Here is a 19,077-nt window from a genome sequence, read left to right on the forward strand (position 1 = left end):
CTTTTTAAAGTAAATCACTTATACTAAATTTTTTCTGAAGAGAATTTTCTAGTTTTTTTCTTTTAAAATCATCTTCAAGGGCTTCTTTAGTATCATTTATTTTAATTTCACCATTATCAAGTAGTATTATATAATCTGCAATTTTATCAAGATCACTTGTTATATGAGTTGACATAAGAATTCCAATATCTTGATTTAAAATATCTTGGAGTATATTCAAAAAATCTTTTCTAAATACAGGATCAAATCCAGCAGTTGGTTCATCTAGAAGTAAAACTTTTGGATTATGAGCCATTACAAAGCTTATTTGAAATTTCATTTTCATTCCTTTAGAAAATTGATATAGGGGCTGGCTTTTAGGTATATTCATTTTATCTAGCCAAATATAATAATTACCTATATCCCAATTCTTAAAATATTGACCAAGTAATAGTCCGTTTTCATATGCTGTTTTATCTAAAAAAAATGAAATTTTCTCGGAAATTAGTCCAATTTCTTGTTTTGCTTTAGCTAGCTCTTTTTTTATATCTATTCCATTTACACATACATCACCTGTAAAGTCAGAGTCTAATCCACCTAGAATATTTATAAGTGTTGTTTTTCCAGCACCATTTACGCCTATAAGTCCAGTAAGATAGCCTGATTTAATTGTTAAAGAAATTGATTTTAAAGAAAAATCTCTATAATTTTTCTTTATATTTTCACATTTTAAAATGCTTGTCATATAGATTACCTCCCTTCATATAAAGTCCTCAATATATCTTGCATATCATTAAGCTCAAGGTTAAGTTTTTTACCTTGTATAATTAGATTTTCAAAAAGTGCTTCAAACTCTTTAAGTTGTTCTTCTCTAAGCTTTTGGCGATTAGGTTCTTTAACATAAAATCCTTTACCATGAACAGAATAGATTAAACCTTCTTTTTCAAGTTCCTCATATGCACGTTTTGTTGTAATTACGCTTATTTGAAGATCTCTAGCAAGGGATCTAATCGATGGCAACATATCTCCTGGAAATATTTCTTCTTGTATAATTGAATTTTTTATGGATTTAATTATTTGCTCGTAGATTGAAATATTACTTTCAGTATCTAAAATAATATTCATCAAAAACCTTCCTTCGTATCTGGAATTTGCCTATAGATATCTTCATATGAAAGAGATTTCTTTAAAATTGGAATTATACAATGATGAGCAATATAGGCATTTATTAATAAGGCTATAATCCATCCGATTAATATTCCTAAATTTATGGATATATTAAGAGCCGATAGAGAATAAAATATAATAGTTTCTATTATTAATATACAAATCCAATAATAATTAACTATCTCTTCTTCTTTAGAATAAATTATATATCCTTCTTTGTCTTTCTTTTTTAACCCTTGTTCACCTATTCCTATTTTTAAATTAAGGTCTAATATAATAAAAAACAACAAAATAAATTCTATTATATTTAATAATATACCTTTATTAACAAAGGTTTTACCTATACAAATATAAGTTGATATAAAAATAAACATAAATCCTAAAATAACCTTTGTAGATAACTGTAATAACATATATTTAATTTTATCTTTTTCACCTGCTGCACATACAAACATTGCCTTACTAAGCCTTAATGGAATTTTTTTTGTTATATCAAACAACGTAATAACTGTAATTCCATAAATAGCAGGAAGAATTAACCTCAACATATTTTCTTCTGTAAGCATTTTACTTATATTGTACGCTGTTTTAGGAATATCACTAGGAATATTTGCAATCAATATAATAGTTGATATATAATTACTTAAAAAAATAAGTAAAATAATATTAAGAAGGATACTTAGCCAAGACTTTTTTAAATTTACCAATAAATCAGCTAGAACAATTTTAAGCATTAATTATAACCTCCTTTTTCTAGATAGTACATTATATCCTCTATTATTGGGATTTTTATTTCTGTATCTAGATAATCGTCTCCCTGTATTTTTTCAATGAAAGCACAGTTATGATAGTCTCCAAACTCTCTATATATAATATGTGAACATTTAAGATTTTCAATTTGCTCTTTAGTACCTTTGAGGATTAAATATTTATCTTGAAGCTCTTCCTTATTTAAATAAAAGAATATTCTACCGTTATGGAGTAAGGCGATATAATCTCCAACTTGATCGAGATCCTCAGTTATATGGGTGGAAAATATTACGCTCCTAGTACCATCTTCTACAATTTCTTGCATACAGTTTATGAGTTCTTTTCTAAATACAGGATTTAAGCCGGCTATAGGTTCATCCATTATAAATAGTTTCGCATCATGAGATAGAGCAAAAGCTAATTCAAATCTAACTTTTAAACCTGCTGATAATTTACCTAATTTCTTTTTAAGAGGAATTTCAAAACGCTGACATAATTTACGAAATAAGTTTTCATCATACTTACTATAAAGTTTTCCATAAATTTTAGCATTACTAATTACACTTATTGAATCTTCGAACATATTTTCATCTAAAACAAAACCAATTTGATCCTTAGCTTCTTTTTCATTAGTATCCATGGATAGCCCATTAATTTTTATTGAACCACTGTCTTTTTTATATAAATTTAATATTGTATTAATAAGAGTTGTTTTTCCAGAACCATTTGTTCCTATTAAGCCCATAATATAGCCAGGCTCTAATTCAAGATTAATATCACTTAGATGTAACATTCCTATCTTTTTTTCTAAGTGGGTTATTTCTATTAAGTTAGCCATAATATTTACCTCCTTTTAAGACAGTATATATACTGTGTATGTATATATATACAGTATATGTTTCATTATATTTAATGTCAATAAATTATTGGAAATTTTCGGAATAATTTGATATAATATAAAAAATATTTAAATTCAAAATAAACTTTTTATACATAGCGTAAATGAAGAAGAAATAAAAAAATAAACTTAAATTGGAGTGAAATTAATGGATAATGTAAATAATGAATTATTAGATAGACGTATTATTATAAAAAAATATATAAATGAGGAAGAAAATAATAGAATAAAAGAGTTAGAAGATGTTTGTATAGAAGAAGATGAGGTAAATTTAAAGCTTGAATTAGAGTATAGAGCACAAGTTTATAAGGAGTATAAAAAATCTCCTAATGATATAAATGAGTTTTTATATTATGTAAATAATAAATTAATAGGTTATTTAGGAATATCAAGTTTTGGAAGAAATATTGCAGAAATAAATGGAATGGTTCATCCAAGATTCAGAAGGCAAGGAATATTTTCTAAGCTTTTAAGTATATCACTAGATGAATGTAAAAAAAGGAACTTTAACAATATATTATTGCTTTGTGATGATAAATCAAAAGCTGCAAATGAATTTATAAAAAGTATAAAATCTAACTATTCATTTTCTGAGTGCAGAATGAAATGTACAAATTGGAGTGCACAACCTAGTGTAAAAAATATTATTTTAAAAGATGCAAAAAATAAAGATATATGTGAAATAGAAAATTTAAATGAAATTTTCTTTGGACTAGCTAGTAGCGAACAAATATTACCAGAAGATGAGGAAAAAAATAATATTATAACTTATTTAATTCAATTAGATAATAAAATAATTGGTAAGATAAAAGTTGACAAAGAATTAACATCAGCTTTTATTAGTGGATTTGGAATAATTCCTGAATTTAGGAATAAAGGATATGGAAAGGCAGCATTAACAGAAGTTTTGAATAACTTAAAGAAAGAAGATATAAATACAGTTGGTTTAGATGTGGAAATAAGAAATAAAAATGCATTGAATTTATATAAAGCTTGTGGATTTAAAGAACAATCGATCATGAATTATTATGAAGTAAATATTTAAATCTTATGTATTTATAGTATTAAAGAAAGTATTATGTATTAGAATTTAACTAGTTCTTAAAGAAAACTATAAGTTATCTTTGAGAACTCTTTTATTTTTTAGCTTTAATTATAAATTCGAATAAAACTTACACAGATTCAGATTGATTTATGTTTCTTAATAAAGTATATCTTTCAGTAGGTTAAAATTTAACTATTAAAGTATGAAATATATTCTAAAAGGATAATATTTTATTGAAAAACAATAAAATATTATTGACTTACTATAAATATTCAATTATTATATAAGATATAACGGGAAGGGAGATATGTATGAAAAGGAATTTAATAGTTTTAATTAGTACTATTTTATTATTAGTAGTAAGTATTTTCTTTATAGGATGTTCAAGTTGTAAAAGTAGAGATAAAGTAAGGGAATATAATGTTATAGTTTTCAATAATTGTAAAGAGCCTATAAAAAACTTTGGTTATAAAACAAATAATTCGTCTGGTGGAGCTAGTTATGCAGATAGTAGCCTAATAAAATATGGAGATAATATGAAACTGCTTATAATGAGTAATGACTTTGTATTAAGCGTTACTGATAAGAATAATAATACATTTAATAGTCAACAATTTAATATTGATCTTACAAATAAAGAGAAAATATATAAAGTTTCAGTAGAAAAAACTGAAAATGGTATATGGGAATTTAAATTAGAGGGATAGTAAAATAAGTATTTTATCATGTATTAATTTATTACTTAGGAGATTAATGGGGATTATATATAATTAAGTATGTTTTATAATAAATTAGATAAATATTTATATTATTTAGAAGGATTTTGAGAAATGTTAATATATTTGTGTTATAATTAGTATACAACAGGTAGTTCCTAAAAGTTTTTAGCTGTAGGGACTACCTTTTTCATTATAAATCAAATACATAAGGAGGTAAATTTATGTTTAAGATAAATGATTATGTTGTATATGGTTCAAATGGAGTTTGTATGGTCAAAGATATAGAAAAAGTGACCTTGAGAAGTGAGGAATTGGAGTATTATATTTTATCTCCAGTTTATAATGATAGGATGACTATTAAGATTCCTGTAAACAATAAAAAAATATCAATGAGAGAGCTTATGACAAAAGTTGAAATAATGAATTTAATTGGAGAAATTTCTAAAAATGAAATTGTTGAAATAGAAGATTCAAGAAAGAAAGTTGAAGAATATAAGGCTATCATTAAAAAAGGAAATGCTGAGGATCTGATAAAGGTTATAAACTCTATAAAATTAGAAGAAAATGAAAAAAGTTTAATAGGTAAAAAACTTAATAAAACAGATGAAGATATCATGCTTAGTGCTAGAAAGCAGTTATATCAAGAAATGGCAATAGTATTAGCAATTAATGTAGATGAAGTACAAGATTATATTAAAAGTAATATGTAAATTTAAATTAATAATTTATAACATTTATAGGTCTAGAAATCAAAATCCTATATTTTATAGTTAAATGTTATATAATAATTATGGATATATAATTTAAGTTAAGTATATAATGTTATATAGATATAATATAAATTGAAGTATAAATCATATTAATAAGAAAGTAATATTACATTCTTTATATTTTTATAACTTATATATAAATGATCTAGACTTAAAATGACTGTTACACAATTATTGTGAAGCAGCCATTTTAAAGTTATTTTTTTAAAAGTCATATCAAAAAATTCAGTTCTACACACTTAATAAATCAAATCAATTATAATTTCATCACAAATTACAAATTTTAATTAAAGTAAATTTATCATGTTTAGTAGTTTCATATTTAATTATATTAATAATTTCATATCCATTAGTAATACCAACCTTATAGAAAATACTGCTCTTATATACAAATTTATTCTCAACAAATTTAGAAGTCTTAACTTAATATATAATTGGAAAATAGTTGGGCCTTAGGGATGATATTAAATTAAGGTAGAATTAAGGATAGCTAAAATCAACATTAAGATTGGCCATATATAATTAGCTCATAAAGTTAAAGAGGAGAGTAGTTATGAGCCAATATATTGTTAAAACAGAAAATTTAATTAAAAAGTTTAATAATGTAAATAGTGTAGATAACATAAATTTAAAGGTTAGAGAAGGAGAAATTTATGGCTTTTTAGGTCCAAATGGAGCTGGAAAATCTACAACTATAAAAATGATATTAGGATTAATAAAACCTAATAGTGGAGAAATAAGTGTTTTTGGAAAATCAATTAAGGATGATAGAGAAGAAATATTAAAGAATATAGGTGCTTTAGTTGAAAGTCCTTCTTATTATGGACATTTAACAGCTTATGAAAATTTAGATATATTAAGAAGAGTACTAAAAGTAAGTAAAAGTGAAATAGAAGAAAAGTTAAAATTAGTAAGTCTATGGAATGCTAAAAATAAAAAGGTTAGAGAGTTTTCATTAGGTATGAAACAAAGATTAGGAATAGCACAAGCACTTATGGGAAATCCAAAGCTTTTGATTTTAGATGAACCAACTAATGGATTAGATCCGGCCGGAATTATAGAAATAAGGAATTTAATAAAATATTTAGCTAAAGAAAGAAATATTACAATAATTATTTCAAGTCATATATTAAGTGAAATTGAATTAGTTGCTACAGAAGTAGCTGTAATAAATAAAGGGAAATTATTATATCAAGGATCATTAGATAACTTAAAGAAAAATTCAACTAATGAAGTATTAATACGTCTAGAAAATCATGAGGATAAGGAGTTAGTATTTAAGCTACTTATCTCTAGAAAGTATAAAGTTCAAGAGGATAATGGAACATTAAAAGTTAAAGGAAATAGTATATCTGCATCTACCATTTGTAGAGAACTTATTATGGCAGGATATGATATTAACTATTTATCACAAGAAAAAAGCTCTTTAGAGGAAATATTCTTAGGATTAACTAAGGAGGTTTAAGTCATGTTAGTAAATTTAATAAAAAATGAATTTAGTAAAGAAAAAAGAAATCTAGTAATTCTATTTATATTAGCAATTCCACTAGGTGTAGCAGCCCTCTTATGTATAGATTTTTTTATAAGATATGAAAGTTGGCTATTACCTCAAGCTATGGAAAAAGGTTTAACATCATGGCAAGTTCTAATTAAAGAACAAAGAATACTGTATTTCAATGATTTTATGCCTATGTTTGCTGCATTGATTTTAGTTACATTATTTGAAAGTGAATATAAAAATAATTCATGGACATTTTTATTAACTCAACCAATAAAAAGGAGTAATATATTAATATCAAAATATATAGTAGCAAGCTTTTATTCTACAATAATGCTACTTTTAAATATGATTTCCTTAATAATAGTAGGAATAATATTTAAGTTTAAAGAGCCAATACCATGGAAGTTTTTAATCGTTATGTTTGTAATACAATTAATATCATCATTAGTAATAATGATTATACACTTATTTATAAATTTGAAAAATAAAAATTTACTTATATCTTTATGCATATCAGCAGTGCTAAGTGTTGTTTCTTCAAATATATATTATAATGATTCCTTTATTAAAAATATTAATCCATATGGATTTTCCTTATTTTCAATAACTCAAGGGAAAAATGAAATAACTTTAGTTTTAATAATATCAATATCTATATTATTAATAGGCTCTTTGTTAGTTAAAGCTTATTTTAATAATAAGAAAATTTATTAGATGGAGGGATAAACGTGGAATTACTAAAAGTAGAATTGTTAAAAATTAAAAAGAGCTATTTATTATTTTTAGCTATAATTATCCCAATACCAGTAGTACTAGCAATAATGAAAAGAATACAGACAATGGGGAGTATGGTTGGAATAAGTATTAATGAAGAAATATTTATGTTTTCAGCAATTGCTTATTTATCATTCCTTTTACCACTTCAAAATATATATACAGCATGTGTGATAACTAAAGTTGAAAATGATAATTGTGGTTGGAAACAATTAATGCTTTTACCTATTAAGAAAAGTAGTATTTATTTTTCAAAATACAAAGTGATGTTGATTGCATTAAGTATTTCAATATTATCATATATTACTTGTATAGTTTTATCTGAATTTTATTTGAATAAAAGTATAAGTTTCAATTTCCAAATATTATCATACGGAATGCAAATTTTTATAACAACTTTGCCTATATTAATTTTATTATTTATAATTGGGAGAAACTTTTCAAGTATAATACCATTAATTTCAATTGGAATTATTATGTTGATTACAAATATATTTATAGCACAAAGTAGATTCTGGATTTATGCTCCTTGGACATATTCAATTATGATATTTGGAGGAAATATAAGTGATTTTGAAAGAAATATAATACTATGTATATCCATATTAATATCTATTTTGATGTTTTTTCTAGATTTCATGAGCTTTACCAAGTCAGATATAAAATAAAAAATAGTTATGGTAAAATATAACTAATAGATTAAATATTAAAAAGGAGTTAACATCATGATTACGGATGAAATATTAAATAAGAAAGTATTATTAGTAGATGATGAAAGAGAATTATTAACATTATTAAAAGAAGTATTTATAAAAGAAGGATTTAGACAAATATATGAAGTGGATAATGGCATAGATGCAATATTATCAGTTAAAGAAAAAAATCCAGATATAATAATTTTAGATGTTAATTTACCTGATATAGATGGATATAAAGTTTGTGATAGAATTAGAAAATTTTCTACGAGTCCAATAATATTTTTAACTGCAATGGGTGAAGATGAAGAAAAAATTAAGGGGCTAGAAGCTGGTGGAGACGATTATGTAACTAAGCCTTTTAATATCAAAGAAGTTGTTCTTAGAGTTAAATCTCAACTAAGAAGAGGTAGTTTAGTAAGTGAAATTAAAACTAATATATATACTTTTGGAAAGATATCTATTAATGAGGAAACAGGAGAAGTAAAAAAAGGTGAAGAAAATATATCACTAACAGCTAAAGAATATTCACTAATTTTATTTCTTGCCAAAAATATTAATAGAGTATTTAGTAAAAGCTCATTATGTGAGGAAGTTTGGGGATATGAATATGATGGATATGATAATACAATTATGGTTCATATAAGACATTTGAGAGAAAAGCTAGAAGATAAACCAAGTGATCCAAAGCATATAAAAACTTTAAAGGGGATTGGCTATAAGCTAGTTGATTAGTATGAAAGTAAAATTAACCATTAAGTTACTTATATCTATGATCATAGTTTATTATATAACTATGACAGTTTATGTAGTCCTAAACTTAGTAATATATAATAGTAATATAACTTTTGGAGAAAAAGTTTTTAGTGTATCATTTAATATTTCAAAATTTATGGAACCATATATAGAAGATCTGGAAAAAGGTAATGATTTTAGTTTAGATGATAATAATATAAATAAATTAACTCAAAATAATATATGGATACAGGTTTTAGATAAAGAAAATAAGGAAGTATATGAAGTAAATAAACCTGAAAATATACCAAATAGTTATCTTACGGCAGAATTAATAGAATTTATACAAGATCCATGGGGAAGTAGTGCACCTACTACTATTTCTACCAATAATATAGCTAAAGGAAATGAGAACTATACATTATTAATTGGGTTTCCAATAGATAAAATTTTTAGATTTAAAATGACACTTACGGATGAAAGTTTTAAATATCATATTTCAATAATTATTTTTTCATTAATTCTAATGACTATTGTGGCGTACATATTTAGTAGGAATTTAGTTAAGCCAATGGTATCAGTTGTTGAAGATATTGATGATTTAAAAAATGGAATATATATAAATAAGAAAAATAAGCAAGGAATATTTAAAGAAGTAAGTAAGAATATTAATAATTTATCACTTATTTTAAAGGAGAATGAGCTTCAAAGGAAAGAAGCAGATAAAGCAAAAGAAGAATGGATAGCTAATATTAGTCATGATTTAAAAACTCCATTAAGTTCAATCAAAGGATATGCTCAACTATTAAAGGGAGATCAATATGAAATAAATATTGAAGAAGCAAAAAGATATGGTACTGCTATTTTAGATAACAGTAACTATATTCAAGAGTTAGTGAATGATTTATCTTTAGTTTATAAATTGAAGAATAAAGTACTGCCTATTAAATTTAAAGAAGAGAACTTAATTAATTTATTACAAGAAAGTATAATAGATTTATTAAATAATAGTAAGTATAGCAACAGAGAAATAAATTTTAATTATTATGATGACAATATAATATTAGATTGTGATAAAAAATATTTAAAGAGAGCTATAAATAATTTTATAATTAATTCCTTAGAACATAATTCTAAAGATACTATTGTTATCGTTTCTGTTTTAAAGAAAGAGAATAATATAAATATAATAATAGAAGATAATGGCTATGGAATAAAAGAAGAGGATTTTAAGAATATTTTTACTAGATATTATAGAGGCGTAAATACAAGTTCAGCTTATAATGGCTCAGGACTTGGAATGGCAATAGCTAAAGAAGTAATAGATTGTCATGATGGAGTAATTAATATAGAAAGTGAAGTTGGATTAGGCACTAAAATAATTATAGTTTTAAAGAATTAATTATCTATGAAATATAATCGAAATTAATTGATAATAATTATTGAATTGGATATAATATAAGTATATTATAAGAAAAATATTAAAAATGTTTTAGAATATGTATAAAAAATGAGCTATTTAAGGCTCATTTTTTATACATATAACTAATAGAACAGAGGTGATAAAATGAAAAAATTTAAATTAATAATTATTACAATTATAATAGCTCTTATTATAGGGGTAATAGCGTTTATATATATAAATAAGCCTAAACCTATTGCTAAGATTACTCAGGTATCAACATCAAATGCAGATCTGACTTTTGCTGTATTAGGAGACGTTCATGAGAATATTGATCACTTTCAAGAAGCTATTAATGATTTATATACAATAAATCCTAGTATGGATGCATTAGTGTTAAATGGTGATTCAGTAGATCAAGGATTAGATAAACAATATGATTCTATGAAGAATGTTTTGAAGAAAAATAATGATTTGCTACCAAAAACAATAATAAAGAATATTGGAAATCATGAGTTTTTTGATTATAATATTGAAACTAACTCAGCAGAGCAGGTTGAGAGCTTTATAAATAGATATCTTGAATTCTCAGGAGAAGAAAAAGTATATCATGATACCTGGATAAAAAACTATCATTTTATATCACTAGGATCAGAAGATGGTAATTCTGAAACTATTAATTCTGTAACAGCATTTATATCAAATGAGCAATTAGAGTGGTTTAAAGAAAAGCTAGCTGAAGATTATCAAAAGGGAAAACCAATCTTTGTGTTTTTGCATCAGCCATTAGATTATGGAAATGGTTCATGGATTGGTATTAAGCAAAGCGAAGAAATTAAAGAAATATTATCACAATATCCAGAAGTAATAATGTTTGCCTCTCATACTCATAGAAATTTAGAAGAAGATAGTATAGTTTTAGATAAACCATTTACAATAGTTAATACAGGAGCTGTTCATTATACTATTATACGTGATGCAAATAGTGAAGGTGGTAGAAGAATAGAATCAGATTATATTAAGGGAATCTATATTGAAGTAAATGGAAATAATGTTACTATTAAAGGTAGAAATATTAAAGAAAAGCAATGGATATTTACTAAGGAAATTAATAAACAATAATTAAGTTAAATATAAATTGAAAAACAAATATAATAAAAAGCCCAAAGTATATAAAATACAATACTTTTGGGCTTTTTATTATCCTTATTACTTAGTAAAATTTTTATGAAAAAGTTGATTCTTTTACCAATAGCTACGAGTATTTCTAGTGTTATTTACATTTGAACTTTCAGTTTCTGTAGCATCTGCATCTGCTTTTGTTCTATGAACTGTACCCTGTGGATGATGAGGGGGTGCGTAAATAGAATATACTTTAAGTGGCTTAGATCCAGTATTGACTATATTGTGCCAAGTACCAGCTGGTACCATTACAGCAAAGTCGTCACGAATTCTTCTTTCAAAATCTAAGTTGTTTTGATCGCTGCCCATTCTAACAACTCCCATACCATCTTCAACTCTTATAAATTGATCAGTATCAGGATGCATTTCTAGGCCTATTTCGCCACCAACTTCAATACTCATTAATGTAACTTGTAGATGGGTTCCTGTCCATAAAGCAGTACGGAAATTACTATTTTGTTTAGTAGCTTCATCGATATTAACTACAAATGGCTCTGGACCATAATCCATTAGGTTAATTAAATTATTATCTTCAGGTTCCTGAAGATCAGATCTAAAATAAGAGTCTCTTCCATTAGTAAAAGGAACATATTGATCACTAAATTGATTATAGAATTCTGGACTGTATGCTGCAGTATTAATATAATAAGGATGTGGATATCCTCTATAAATATTATTTGGATTATTATACATTAGCATATCAGGGTAATAAGGATAGTTGTAGCTTCTATACATATTGTTTAAGCTATACATTGGTGTATTAGGGTAATAAGGTAAATTATACCCATAATACTCATTATGCATATTTACCATTCCTTTCTTAGATGTATAGCATTAATATATGCGATACATTTAAAGAGTGTGAGAATATTAGCAAAGCTAATATAAAAGTTTTAATAACACAATTAAAAACTGAAGAAGCGTAGAAATAAGTTTAATTACAAAAGTAGAAAAAATTAGAATAAAAGTATATAAATTATCAAATTATTAGTTCATAATAAAAATATGAAATTATTTAGAAAATATTAGGAATAGGGGAATTAATAATTATAAGTGGGGTGCTATTATGAGGTTAATAATACATGATCTAAAAAAAGAGGAATTTGAAAAAGAGTTTTCTAGTAGTTTAGAAGATACAGTTATAATTTCAGATGATGAAAGTATTCATAATTGTATAGGGTGTTTTGGTTGTTGGGTAAAAACACCTGGAGCTTGTGTTATAAGAGATAAATATGCTGATATGGGAAAATACTTATCAAAATGTAGAGAAGTTATAATAATAAGCCAATGCTTTTATGGAGGATTTAGCCCATTTGTTAAAAATGTTTTAGATAGAAGCATTTCTTATGTACATCCTTTTTTTAAGATAAAAAATGGAGAAATGCATCATCAAAGAAGATATGATAATAATGTTTGTATTAAGGTCTGGTTTTATGGAAATAAAATAACAGAAAAAGAAAAGCAAACTGCTAGAAGTATAGTAAAAGCTAATTGTATAAATCTCTACTGGGATATATCAAATATAACATTTTCTAATAATATAAATGAATTAGGAGAACAGATATTATGAAAATAGCTTTAATTAATGGAAGTCCTAAAGTAAAGTATAGTGCTTCAGAACTCATATTAAATGAACTAAAAAATTTTTTTAATAATAGTGAAAACGAAGTAAATAAAAAGCTTAGTATTTGTGAATATAGTTTTAGGAGTACTAAATTAGATAATAATGTAGTTGAAGAAATAATAAATTCTAATGTTTTAGTTTTTGCTTTTCCTTTATATGTAGACGGAGTTCCATCTCATTTATTAAAGTGCTTAGTACAATTAGAAGAAATTTTTAATAATATAAAAGAAAAGGATATTAAAGTTTATGCACTAGCTAACTGTGGATTTTATGAAGGTGAGCAAAATAAATTAGCTCTTGAAATATTTGAAAACTGGTGCATAAAATGCAATCTTACATGGGGGCAAGGAGCTGGTATTGGTGCTGGTCCTATCCTACATTCAGTTAAAAATGTTCCAATAGGACATGGGCCTAAGAAGAATTTAGGAAAAGCACTAAATATTATTTCAGACAATATTATAAAGTCTTCAAAGGATAATAATATATTTGTTAAAGCAAATTTCCCAAGATTTGCTTATAAGATTGCTGGAGAGATGGGATGGAAGAAAGCTGTTAAGGTCAATAATTTACAAATCAAAGATTTATATAAAAGGTTATAAAATAAAAACAATCATAAACTATATTAAGATAGTTTATGATTGTTTTTTTATAATATAAGTCATTAAAATTAAATTTTTCATAAATTTGTTAAAGTTTAATAAAAAAGTCCGATAATAAGAAAATGATATTTTAAATAAGAGAAGAGTGATAGATAGCAATATATTTTCAGAAAATAATCGAAGAAACAACTAAAGTAGGGGGAAGAAATGAAATGAAGTTTTTTATGAATTTGTCAGTAAAGAAAAAATTAACTATTGTATTTTCTATAATATGTATATCAGCATTGATAATTGGCGTACAAGGAATAGTAGGTTCTGGGATTATAAATAGGAATGCAAAATTAATTTATAATAATAATTTAATGTCTATCAAAAATTTAGGATTAGTTAAATCAAATTTAAATTATGATAATAGCAGTTTAATAAAAATTGTTTATATGAAAGATAAAGATAAATTACAAGATCAAATAAATATCATTGGTAAAATACAAATAGAAAATGATAAATATATTCAAGAATACAAATCACTAGAACTTACTAAGGAAGAAGAAAAAATACATGTAGAATTTGAGAATGAATTAAAAAGTTATAGAGAATTAAGAAATAGTGTAATAGGACTTGTACAATCTGGTAAATATGATGAAGCAATTAATATTTATAATTCAGACGTTGCTCCTAAAGTAGAATCTATGTTTAATAAATTACAAAAAAGTATTGATATAAATGAAAATTTAGCTGAAGTAGCTAATTCAAATAATATATCAGAGTACAAAAGAATAATGTACATAATAATAATTTCTACTATTTTACTATATATATTAATGAGTATTTTTGCTACAGTAATAAGCAATTCAATAACAAAACCATTAAATAAAATAAAAGACCTTGCTGAAAGATTATCAAAGTATGACTTTTCAAGTCCTATTGTCATTACAAGAAAAGACGAATTCGGACAAACAGGAATTGCTTTAAATACTGCACAGGAAAATGTAAATAATTTAATAAAAATGATTGTGGATAATTCTCAAGATATAAGTGCAGCATCAGAAGAACTTTCAGCAACAGCAGAGGAGTTATTGTCAAAGGCAGAAATTATTGATGAATCAATAAGTAATATAACGGTAGGGATTCAAGAATCAAGTGCTACAGCTGAAGAAATAAGTGCTTCTGTACAAGAAGTAGATTCAAGTATAGAAATATTAGCATCAACTGCTATGGAAGGAAGTAATAATGCAAATAAGTCTAAAGAAAGAGCTATCAAAGCTAAAAGTAATAGTGAGCAAATAATTTTAGATACAAAGAATGTATATGTTGAAAAGCAAAAAAATATGCAAAAAGCCATTGAGGATGGGAAAGTAGTAGATAGAATAAAGGTTATGGCAGACACTATAGGAAGCATAGCAGAACAAACTAACTTACTTGCATTAAATGCAGCAATAGAAGCAGCAAGAGCAGGAGAACAAGGAAAAGGTTTTGCTGTAGTAGCAGATGAAGTAAGAAAACTTGCAGAAGAATCTAAAAAATCAGTAATAGATATACAGGAAACTATTAAACAGGTTCAATTTGCATTTAAAACTAGTATAGATACAGGAAAAGATATATTGGAATTTATAAATAAAAATGTAAATGAGCAATTTAACGCATATCAACAAACTGGGGATGAATATTATAGTGATTCTGATTTAGTAAGTAGAATGTCTGATGAAATTGCTTCTATGTCAGAAGAAATTGCAGCTACAGCAGGACAAGTAAGTGAAGCTGTACAAACTATGGCAGAATCATCTCAAAGTTCAAGTGAAGAAGTAGTTACAATAAAAGAAAGTATGGATGAAACTACAAAGGCTATAGAACAAGTAGCTGTAACAGCTCAAAGTCAAGCAGAATTAGCTCAAAAGCTTAATGAAATGATACAAAGATTTAAAATTTAACTATTTATTTAAATAGAGATATTAAATTATCTCTATTTTTTAATTTCTTTTCTTCTTATTTACAAAGAATATTATAAATTATAAAATATAAGTAAAAATTCAAGACGTTAAAGTAAAGCTAGGAGATTCAATATGAACATACAAAAGATAATGATAATTACAATGCTATTAATAATAGTAGTACTAATTATAATTAGTAAAATAAAATCTAGAAAAAAAATAAATTTAGGTGAAGAAAAAGTAAATAATATTTTAAGTAAATTATCAGGATACAAATTATTAAGTGATATAATGATTAAAAGAGATATTGGTACAAGCCAAATAGACCATATTTTAATAGGGAAAAAGGGAATATTTGTAATAGAAACGAAGGATTATAGCGGCTTAATATATGGGGAAGAATATTCAAAATACTGGACGCAAATTATAAATAGAAATAAAAATCAATTTTATAATCCAATAAGACAAAATTATGGACATGTAAAAGCTTTAGAAGAGTATTTACATAAGAAGGATATATTTATTTCAATAATAGTATTTACAGATAAATCAAAGCTAAAAAAGTAAAAGCGGAGACTCCAGTGATTCAATTAAAGAAGCTCAAGAAATTTATAAAAAGATATTCATCAGATATAAAAATTTCAAAAGAAGAAATAGAAGAAATATATAATTTAGTAAAAAGAGCCAATATAAATAGTACTAGAGAAAGAAAAAAGCATGTTAAAAGGATAAGAAAGACTTATTAAAATGATACGAAATTTATAATATCGTAGTATATTTTAGGAGGGTTATTATGAGCAAGATTAATATATTAGAGGTAATATTTACTTCTAATAATGAAATTAATATTTTATATCCAGTGATAATAGAAGATGAAAATGAAATGATTCTAATAGATTGTGGATATCCTAATTTTTTAGAACTGATTGAAGATACTGCAGTTAGAGATGGAATTAATATTAAAAAATTATCTAAAATAATTATAACTCATCATGATTTCGATCATATGGGATCTTTAACAGCATTTAAGAGAAAATATCCTAACATAAAGATATTAGCATCTAAAGAAGAAGCTCCGTATATAAATGGTGACAAAAAGTCATTAAGATTACAACAAGCAAAGTTTATATATAATACTTTACCAGAAGAAGAAAAGGAAGGTGCAAGAAACTTTGAGGCAATGTTAGAGTCAATTGAAAGTTGTACGGTAGATATGGAGTTAAAGGATAAAGATTGTTTTGATTTTTGTGGAGGAATAGAAATAGTTTCTACACCAGGACATATGCCAGGGCACATATCAATTTATCATAAAGAAAGCAAATCATTAATAGCCGGTGATGCTGTAGTTTTAGAGAATGGAAAATTAGATATTGCATTGCCACAATATACTTTGGACATAAATGAAGCTAAAAAATCTATTAAAAAGCTTTTAGAATATGATATTGATCAAATAATATGTTATCACGGTGGAATATATGAAAATAATATAATAGAATCACTTAAAGAAATATAACTCTTTTAATGGAAGTAAAAATATAGTTTTAGGATTATGAAGAAAATAGTAGAACTTCATAATCTTTTTTTATTTTAGTTTTATGATTTAAAAACTAATAAATAATTTATATATGGTATAATATATAAATAATAGTATTTTTCTAAAAATAATAATTATTAGAGTTGAGTGTTGTAAAAATATAAATTAATACATGTATAATAAGTTATTAGAAGCAAAAACTAAAAATGAATAATTAAATATTTATATAAAGTTAAGAAAAGGAGAAGATATGAAAGAATTAAGAGATAAAGGTTTTAAGTTGGATAATAGTTATTCAAAGCTTTCAGATATATTTTTTACTGTACAAACCCCAAGCAAAGTTCCATCACCTAAATTAGTTGCTCTTAACTATTCATTAATAAATTCATTAGGATTAGATTCAAAATTTTTACAAAGCAATGAAGGTGTGGAGTTTCTTGCAGGAAATAAAATTCTAGATAAATCTACAATAATTGCCCAAGCATATGCAGGACATCAGTTTGGACATTTTACAATGCTTGGAGATGGCAGAGCTGTATTAATAGGAGAGCACATATCTCCTAAAGGAGAACGTGTAGATATTCAACTTAAAGGTTCAGGTAGAACACCATATTCAAGAGGCGGAGATGGAAAAGCGGCATTGGGTCCAATGCTAAGAGAATACATTATAAGTGAAGCAATGAATTCATTTGGGATTCCTACAACACGTAGTTTAGCTGTAGTTACAACTGGGGAGTCAATAATCCGAGAAAGTTATTTAAAAGGAGCAGTATTAACTCGTATTGCATCAAGCCATATACGTGTAGGAACTTTTGAATTTGCTGCAAGATTTGGAAATATTCATGAGCTTAAAGAATTAACAGATTATACTATAAATAGGCATTACCCTAATATAATCAATGAAGAAAATAGGTATTTATTATTCTTACAAAATGTAATAAAAAAACAGGCAGAACTTATAGCAAAATGGCAATTAGCTGGATTTATTCATGGAGTTATGAATACAGATAACATGACAATTAGTGGAGAAACTATTGATTATGGGCCTTGCGCATTTATGGATGTATATGATCCTAAAACAGTATTTAGCTCTATTGATGTTCAAGGAAGATATTCTTATGAAAATCAGCCTAAACTTGCAGCATGGAATCTTGCAAGATTTGCTGAAACATTAGTACCATTAATACATGAAAATCAAGATGAGGCTATAGAAATGGCTCAAAATTCAGTTTTAGAGTTTGAAAATATATATAAGAAAAATTGGTTATCTGGAATGAGGTCAAAGCTTGGAATATTTAATGAAGAAACTGAAGATGAAAGGTTAATTGAAAATCTTTTAAATATGATGCATAAATATGGTGCTGATTATACCAAAACCTTTAGTTCATTAACTCTCGACAAAAAAGATGATATTGCAATGTTTAGTACATCTGAATTTAGCAAATGGAATAAGTTGTGGGAAGATAGATTAACAAGGCAGCCAGAAACAAAAGAATCAGTTAAACAACTTATGCAAAATTCTAATCCTTATATAATTCCACGTAATCATCGGGTAGAGGAAGCATTAACCGCTGCTTCAAAAAATGATGATTATGGAGTTATGGATAGACTTTTAGATGCTCTTTCAAAGCCATTTGCATATTCAAAAGAACAATATGAGTACTCAACGCTGCCAGAGCCTTCAAATAACAAATATAGAACATTTTGCGGAACATAAGTAATAAATTAAAATTATAGTAAAGAAAAAACTATGTTAAAAAGGGCTTACCATAAAA

At 25.4% G+C, this 19,077-nt stretch carries 21 protein-coding genes; 16 read left to right on the forward strand and 5 right to left on the reverse strand.

Going from position 1 to position 19,077, the window contains the following annotated elements; all coding sequences use genetic code 11:
- Positions 1-4 precede the first annotated feature (4 nt).
- The 4 genes from ABDZ60_RS02540 to ABDZ60_RS02555 are packed head-to-tail and all read right to left on the reverse strand — an operon-like array spanning position 5 to position 2,734.
- Complete coding sequence (locus tag ABDZ60_RS02540) at positions 5-724, reverse strand: ABC transporter ATP-binding protein (RefSeq protein WP_343775670.1); 720 nt, start codon at positions 722-724, stop codon at positions 5-7.
- Positions 725-729: 5 nt separating this feature from the next.
- Positions 730-1,104: a GntR family transcriptional regulator gene (locus tag ABDZ60_RS02545; protein WP_343775949.1), complete on the reverse strand. Its 375-nt coding sequence runs from the start codon at positions 1,102-1,104 to the stop codon at positions 730-732.
- Positions 1,104-1,880, reverse strand: a complete 777-nt coding sequence (locus ABDZ60_RS02550) for a hypothetical protein (protein ID WP_343775673.1) — start codon at positions 1,878-1,880, stop codon at positions 1,104-1,106. The genes ABDZ60_RS02545 and ABDZ60_RS02550 overlap by 1 nt, the downstream gene beginning before the upstream one ends.
- Positions 1,880-2,734 carry an ABC transporter ATP-binding protein gene (locus ABDZ60_RS02555; RefSeq protein WP_343775676.1) on the reverse strand — a complete coding sequence of 285 codons (855 nt, stop codon included), beginning with the start codon at positions 2,732-2,734 and terminating at the stop codon, positions 1,880-1,882. The genes ABDZ60_RS02550 and ABDZ60_RS02555 overlap by 1 nt, the downstream gene beginning before the upstream one ends.
- A gap of 208 nt (positions 2,735-2,942) precedes the next feature.
- On the opposite strand from ABDZ60_RS02555, the gene ABDZ60_RS02560 reads away from it, so the two are divergent.
- From ABDZ60_RS02560 to ABDZ60_RS02600, 9 genes are all read left to right on the forward strand, one after another.
- Positions 2,943-3,839: a GNAT family N-acetyltransferase gene (locus ABDZ60_RS02560; RefSeq protein WP_343775679.1), complete on the forward strand. Its 897-nt coding sequence runs from the start codon at positions 2,943-2,945 to the stop codon at positions 3,837-3,839.
- Between the two features lie 311 nt (positions 3,840-4,150).
- Positions 4,151-4,546, forward strand: a complete 396-nt coding sequence (locus ABDZ60_RS02565; RefSeq protein ID WP_016206689.1) for a hypothetical protein — start codon at positions 4,151-4,153, stop codon at positions 4,544-4,546.
- Between the two features lie 233 nt (positions 4,547-4,779).
- Entirely contained in the window at positions 4,780-5,268 is a 489-nt protein-coding gene (locus ABDZ60_RS02570) for a CarD family transcriptional regulator (protein WP_016206690.1), read from the forward strand.
- Positions 5,269-5,881: 613 nt separating this feature from the next.
- Positions 5,882-6,793 (forward strand): ABC transporter ATP-binding protein, encoded by a 912-nt coding sequence (locus ABDZ60_RS02575; RefSeq protein ID WP_016206691.1) that lies wholly within the window; start codon positions 5,882-5,884, stop codon positions 6,791-6,793.
- A 3-nt stretch (positions 6,794-6,796) separates the two neighbouring features.
- Entirely contained in the window at positions 6,797-7,543 is a 747-nt protein-coding gene (locus tag ABDZ60_RS02580) for an ABC transporter permease (protein ID WP_016206692.1), read from the forward strand.
- 14 nt (positions 7,544-7,557) lie between these two features.
- Complete coding sequence (locus tag ABDZ60_RS02585; RefSeq protein WP_047001478.1) at positions 7,558-8,271, forward strand: ABC transporter permease; 714 nt, start codon at positions 7,558-7,560, stop codon at positions 8,269-8,271.
- Between the two features lie 57 nt (positions 8,272-8,328).
- Positions 8,329-9,033: a response regulator transcription factor gene (locus ABDZ60_RS02590; RefSeq protein ID WP_343775691.1), complete on the forward strand. Its 705-nt coding sequence runs from the start codon at positions 8,329-8,331 to the stop codon at positions 9,031-9,033.
- 1 nt (position 9,034) lies between these two features.
- The gene (locus ABDZ60_RS02595; RefSeq protein ID WP_343775694.1) at positions 9,035-10,435 is read left to right on the forward strand and encodes a sensor histidine kinase; all 1,401 of its coding nucleotides are present in this window, start codon (positions 9,035-9,037) and stop codon (positions 10,433-10,435) included.
- Positions 10,436-10,600: 165 nt separating this feature from the next.
- The gene (locus ABDZ60_RS02600; RefSeq protein WP_343775697.1) at positions 10,601-11,557 is read left to right on the forward strand and encodes a metallophosphoesterase family protein; all 957 of its coding nucleotides are present in this window, start codon (positions 10,601-10,603) and stop codon (positions 11,555-11,557) included.
- A gap of 123 nt (positions 11,558-11,680) precedes the next feature.
- Here ABDZ60_RS02600 and ABDZ60_RS02605 read toward each other — a convergent pair whose 3' ends face one another.
- A complete protein-coding gene (locus ABDZ60_RS02605; protein ID WP_343775700.1) occupies positions 11,681-12,421 on the reverse strand; it encodes a cupin domain-containing protein in 741 nt (246 codons plus the stop codon).
- Between the two features lie 262 nt (positions 12,422-12,683).
- Here ABDZ60_RS02605 and ABDZ60_RS02610 point away from each other — a divergent pair, with 262 nt between their 5' ends.
- From ABDZ60_RS02610 to ABDZ60_RS02640, 7 genes are all read left to right on the forward strand, one after another.
- Positions 12,684-13,187: a flavodoxin family protein gene (locus tag ABDZ60_RS02610; protein WP_343775703.1), complete on the forward strand. Its 504-nt coding sequence runs from the start codon at positions 12,684-12,686 to the stop codon at positions 13,185-13,187.
- Positions 13,184-13,840 (forward strand): NADPH-dependent FMN reductase family protein, encoded by a 657-nt coding sequence (locus ABDZ60_RS02615; protein WP_343775706.1) that lies wholly within the window; start codon positions 13,184-13,186, stop codon positions 13,838-13,840. Before ABDZ60_RS02610 ends, ABDZ60_RS02615 begins: the two co-directional genes overlap by 4 nt.
- A 212-nt stretch (positions 13,841-14,052) precedes the next feature.
- Positions 14,053-15,768, forward strand: coding sequence for a methyl-accepting chemotaxis protein (locus ABDZ60_RS02620; RefSeq protein WP_016206700.1), 1,716 nt, complete (start codon positions 14,053-14,055; stop codon positions 15,766-15,768).
- Between the two features lie 132 nt (positions 15,769-15,900).
- Positions 15,901-16,335, forward strand: coding sequence for a nuclease-related domain-containing protein (locus ABDZ60_RS02625; RefSeq protein ID WP_343775712.1), 435 nt, complete (start codon positions 15,901-15,903; stop codon positions 16,333-16,335).
- A gap of 14 nt (positions 16,336-16,349) precedes the next feature.
- Positions 16,350-16,514 carry a hypothetical protein gene (locus ABDZ60_RS02630; protein WP_343775715.1) on the forward strand — a complete coding sequence of 55 codons (165 nt, stop codon included), beginning with the start codon at positions 16,350-16,352 and terminating at the stop codon, positions 16,512-16,514.
- Between the two features lie 47 nt (positions 16,515-16,561).
- Positions 16,562-17,281, forward strand: coding sequence for an MBL fold metallo-hydrolase (locus tag ABDZ60_RS02635; protein ID WP_343775718.1), 720 nt, complete (start codon positions 16,562-16,564; stop codon positions 17,279-17,281).
- Between the two features lie 271 nt (positions 17,282-17,552).
- Positions 17,553-19,019: a protein adenylyltransferase SelO gene (locus ABDZ60_RS02640; RefSeq protein ID WP_343775721.1), complete on the forward strand. Its 1,467-nt coding sequence runs from the start codon at positions 17,553-17,555 to the stop codon at positions 19,017-19,019.
- The last annotated feature ends 58 nt before the right edge of the window (positions 19,020-19,077 follow it).

Source organism: Clostridium sartagoforme, from assembly GCF_039521405.1.
Lineage (GTDB): Bacteria > Bacillota > Clostridia > Clostridiales > Clostridiaceae > Clostridium > Clostridium sartagoforme.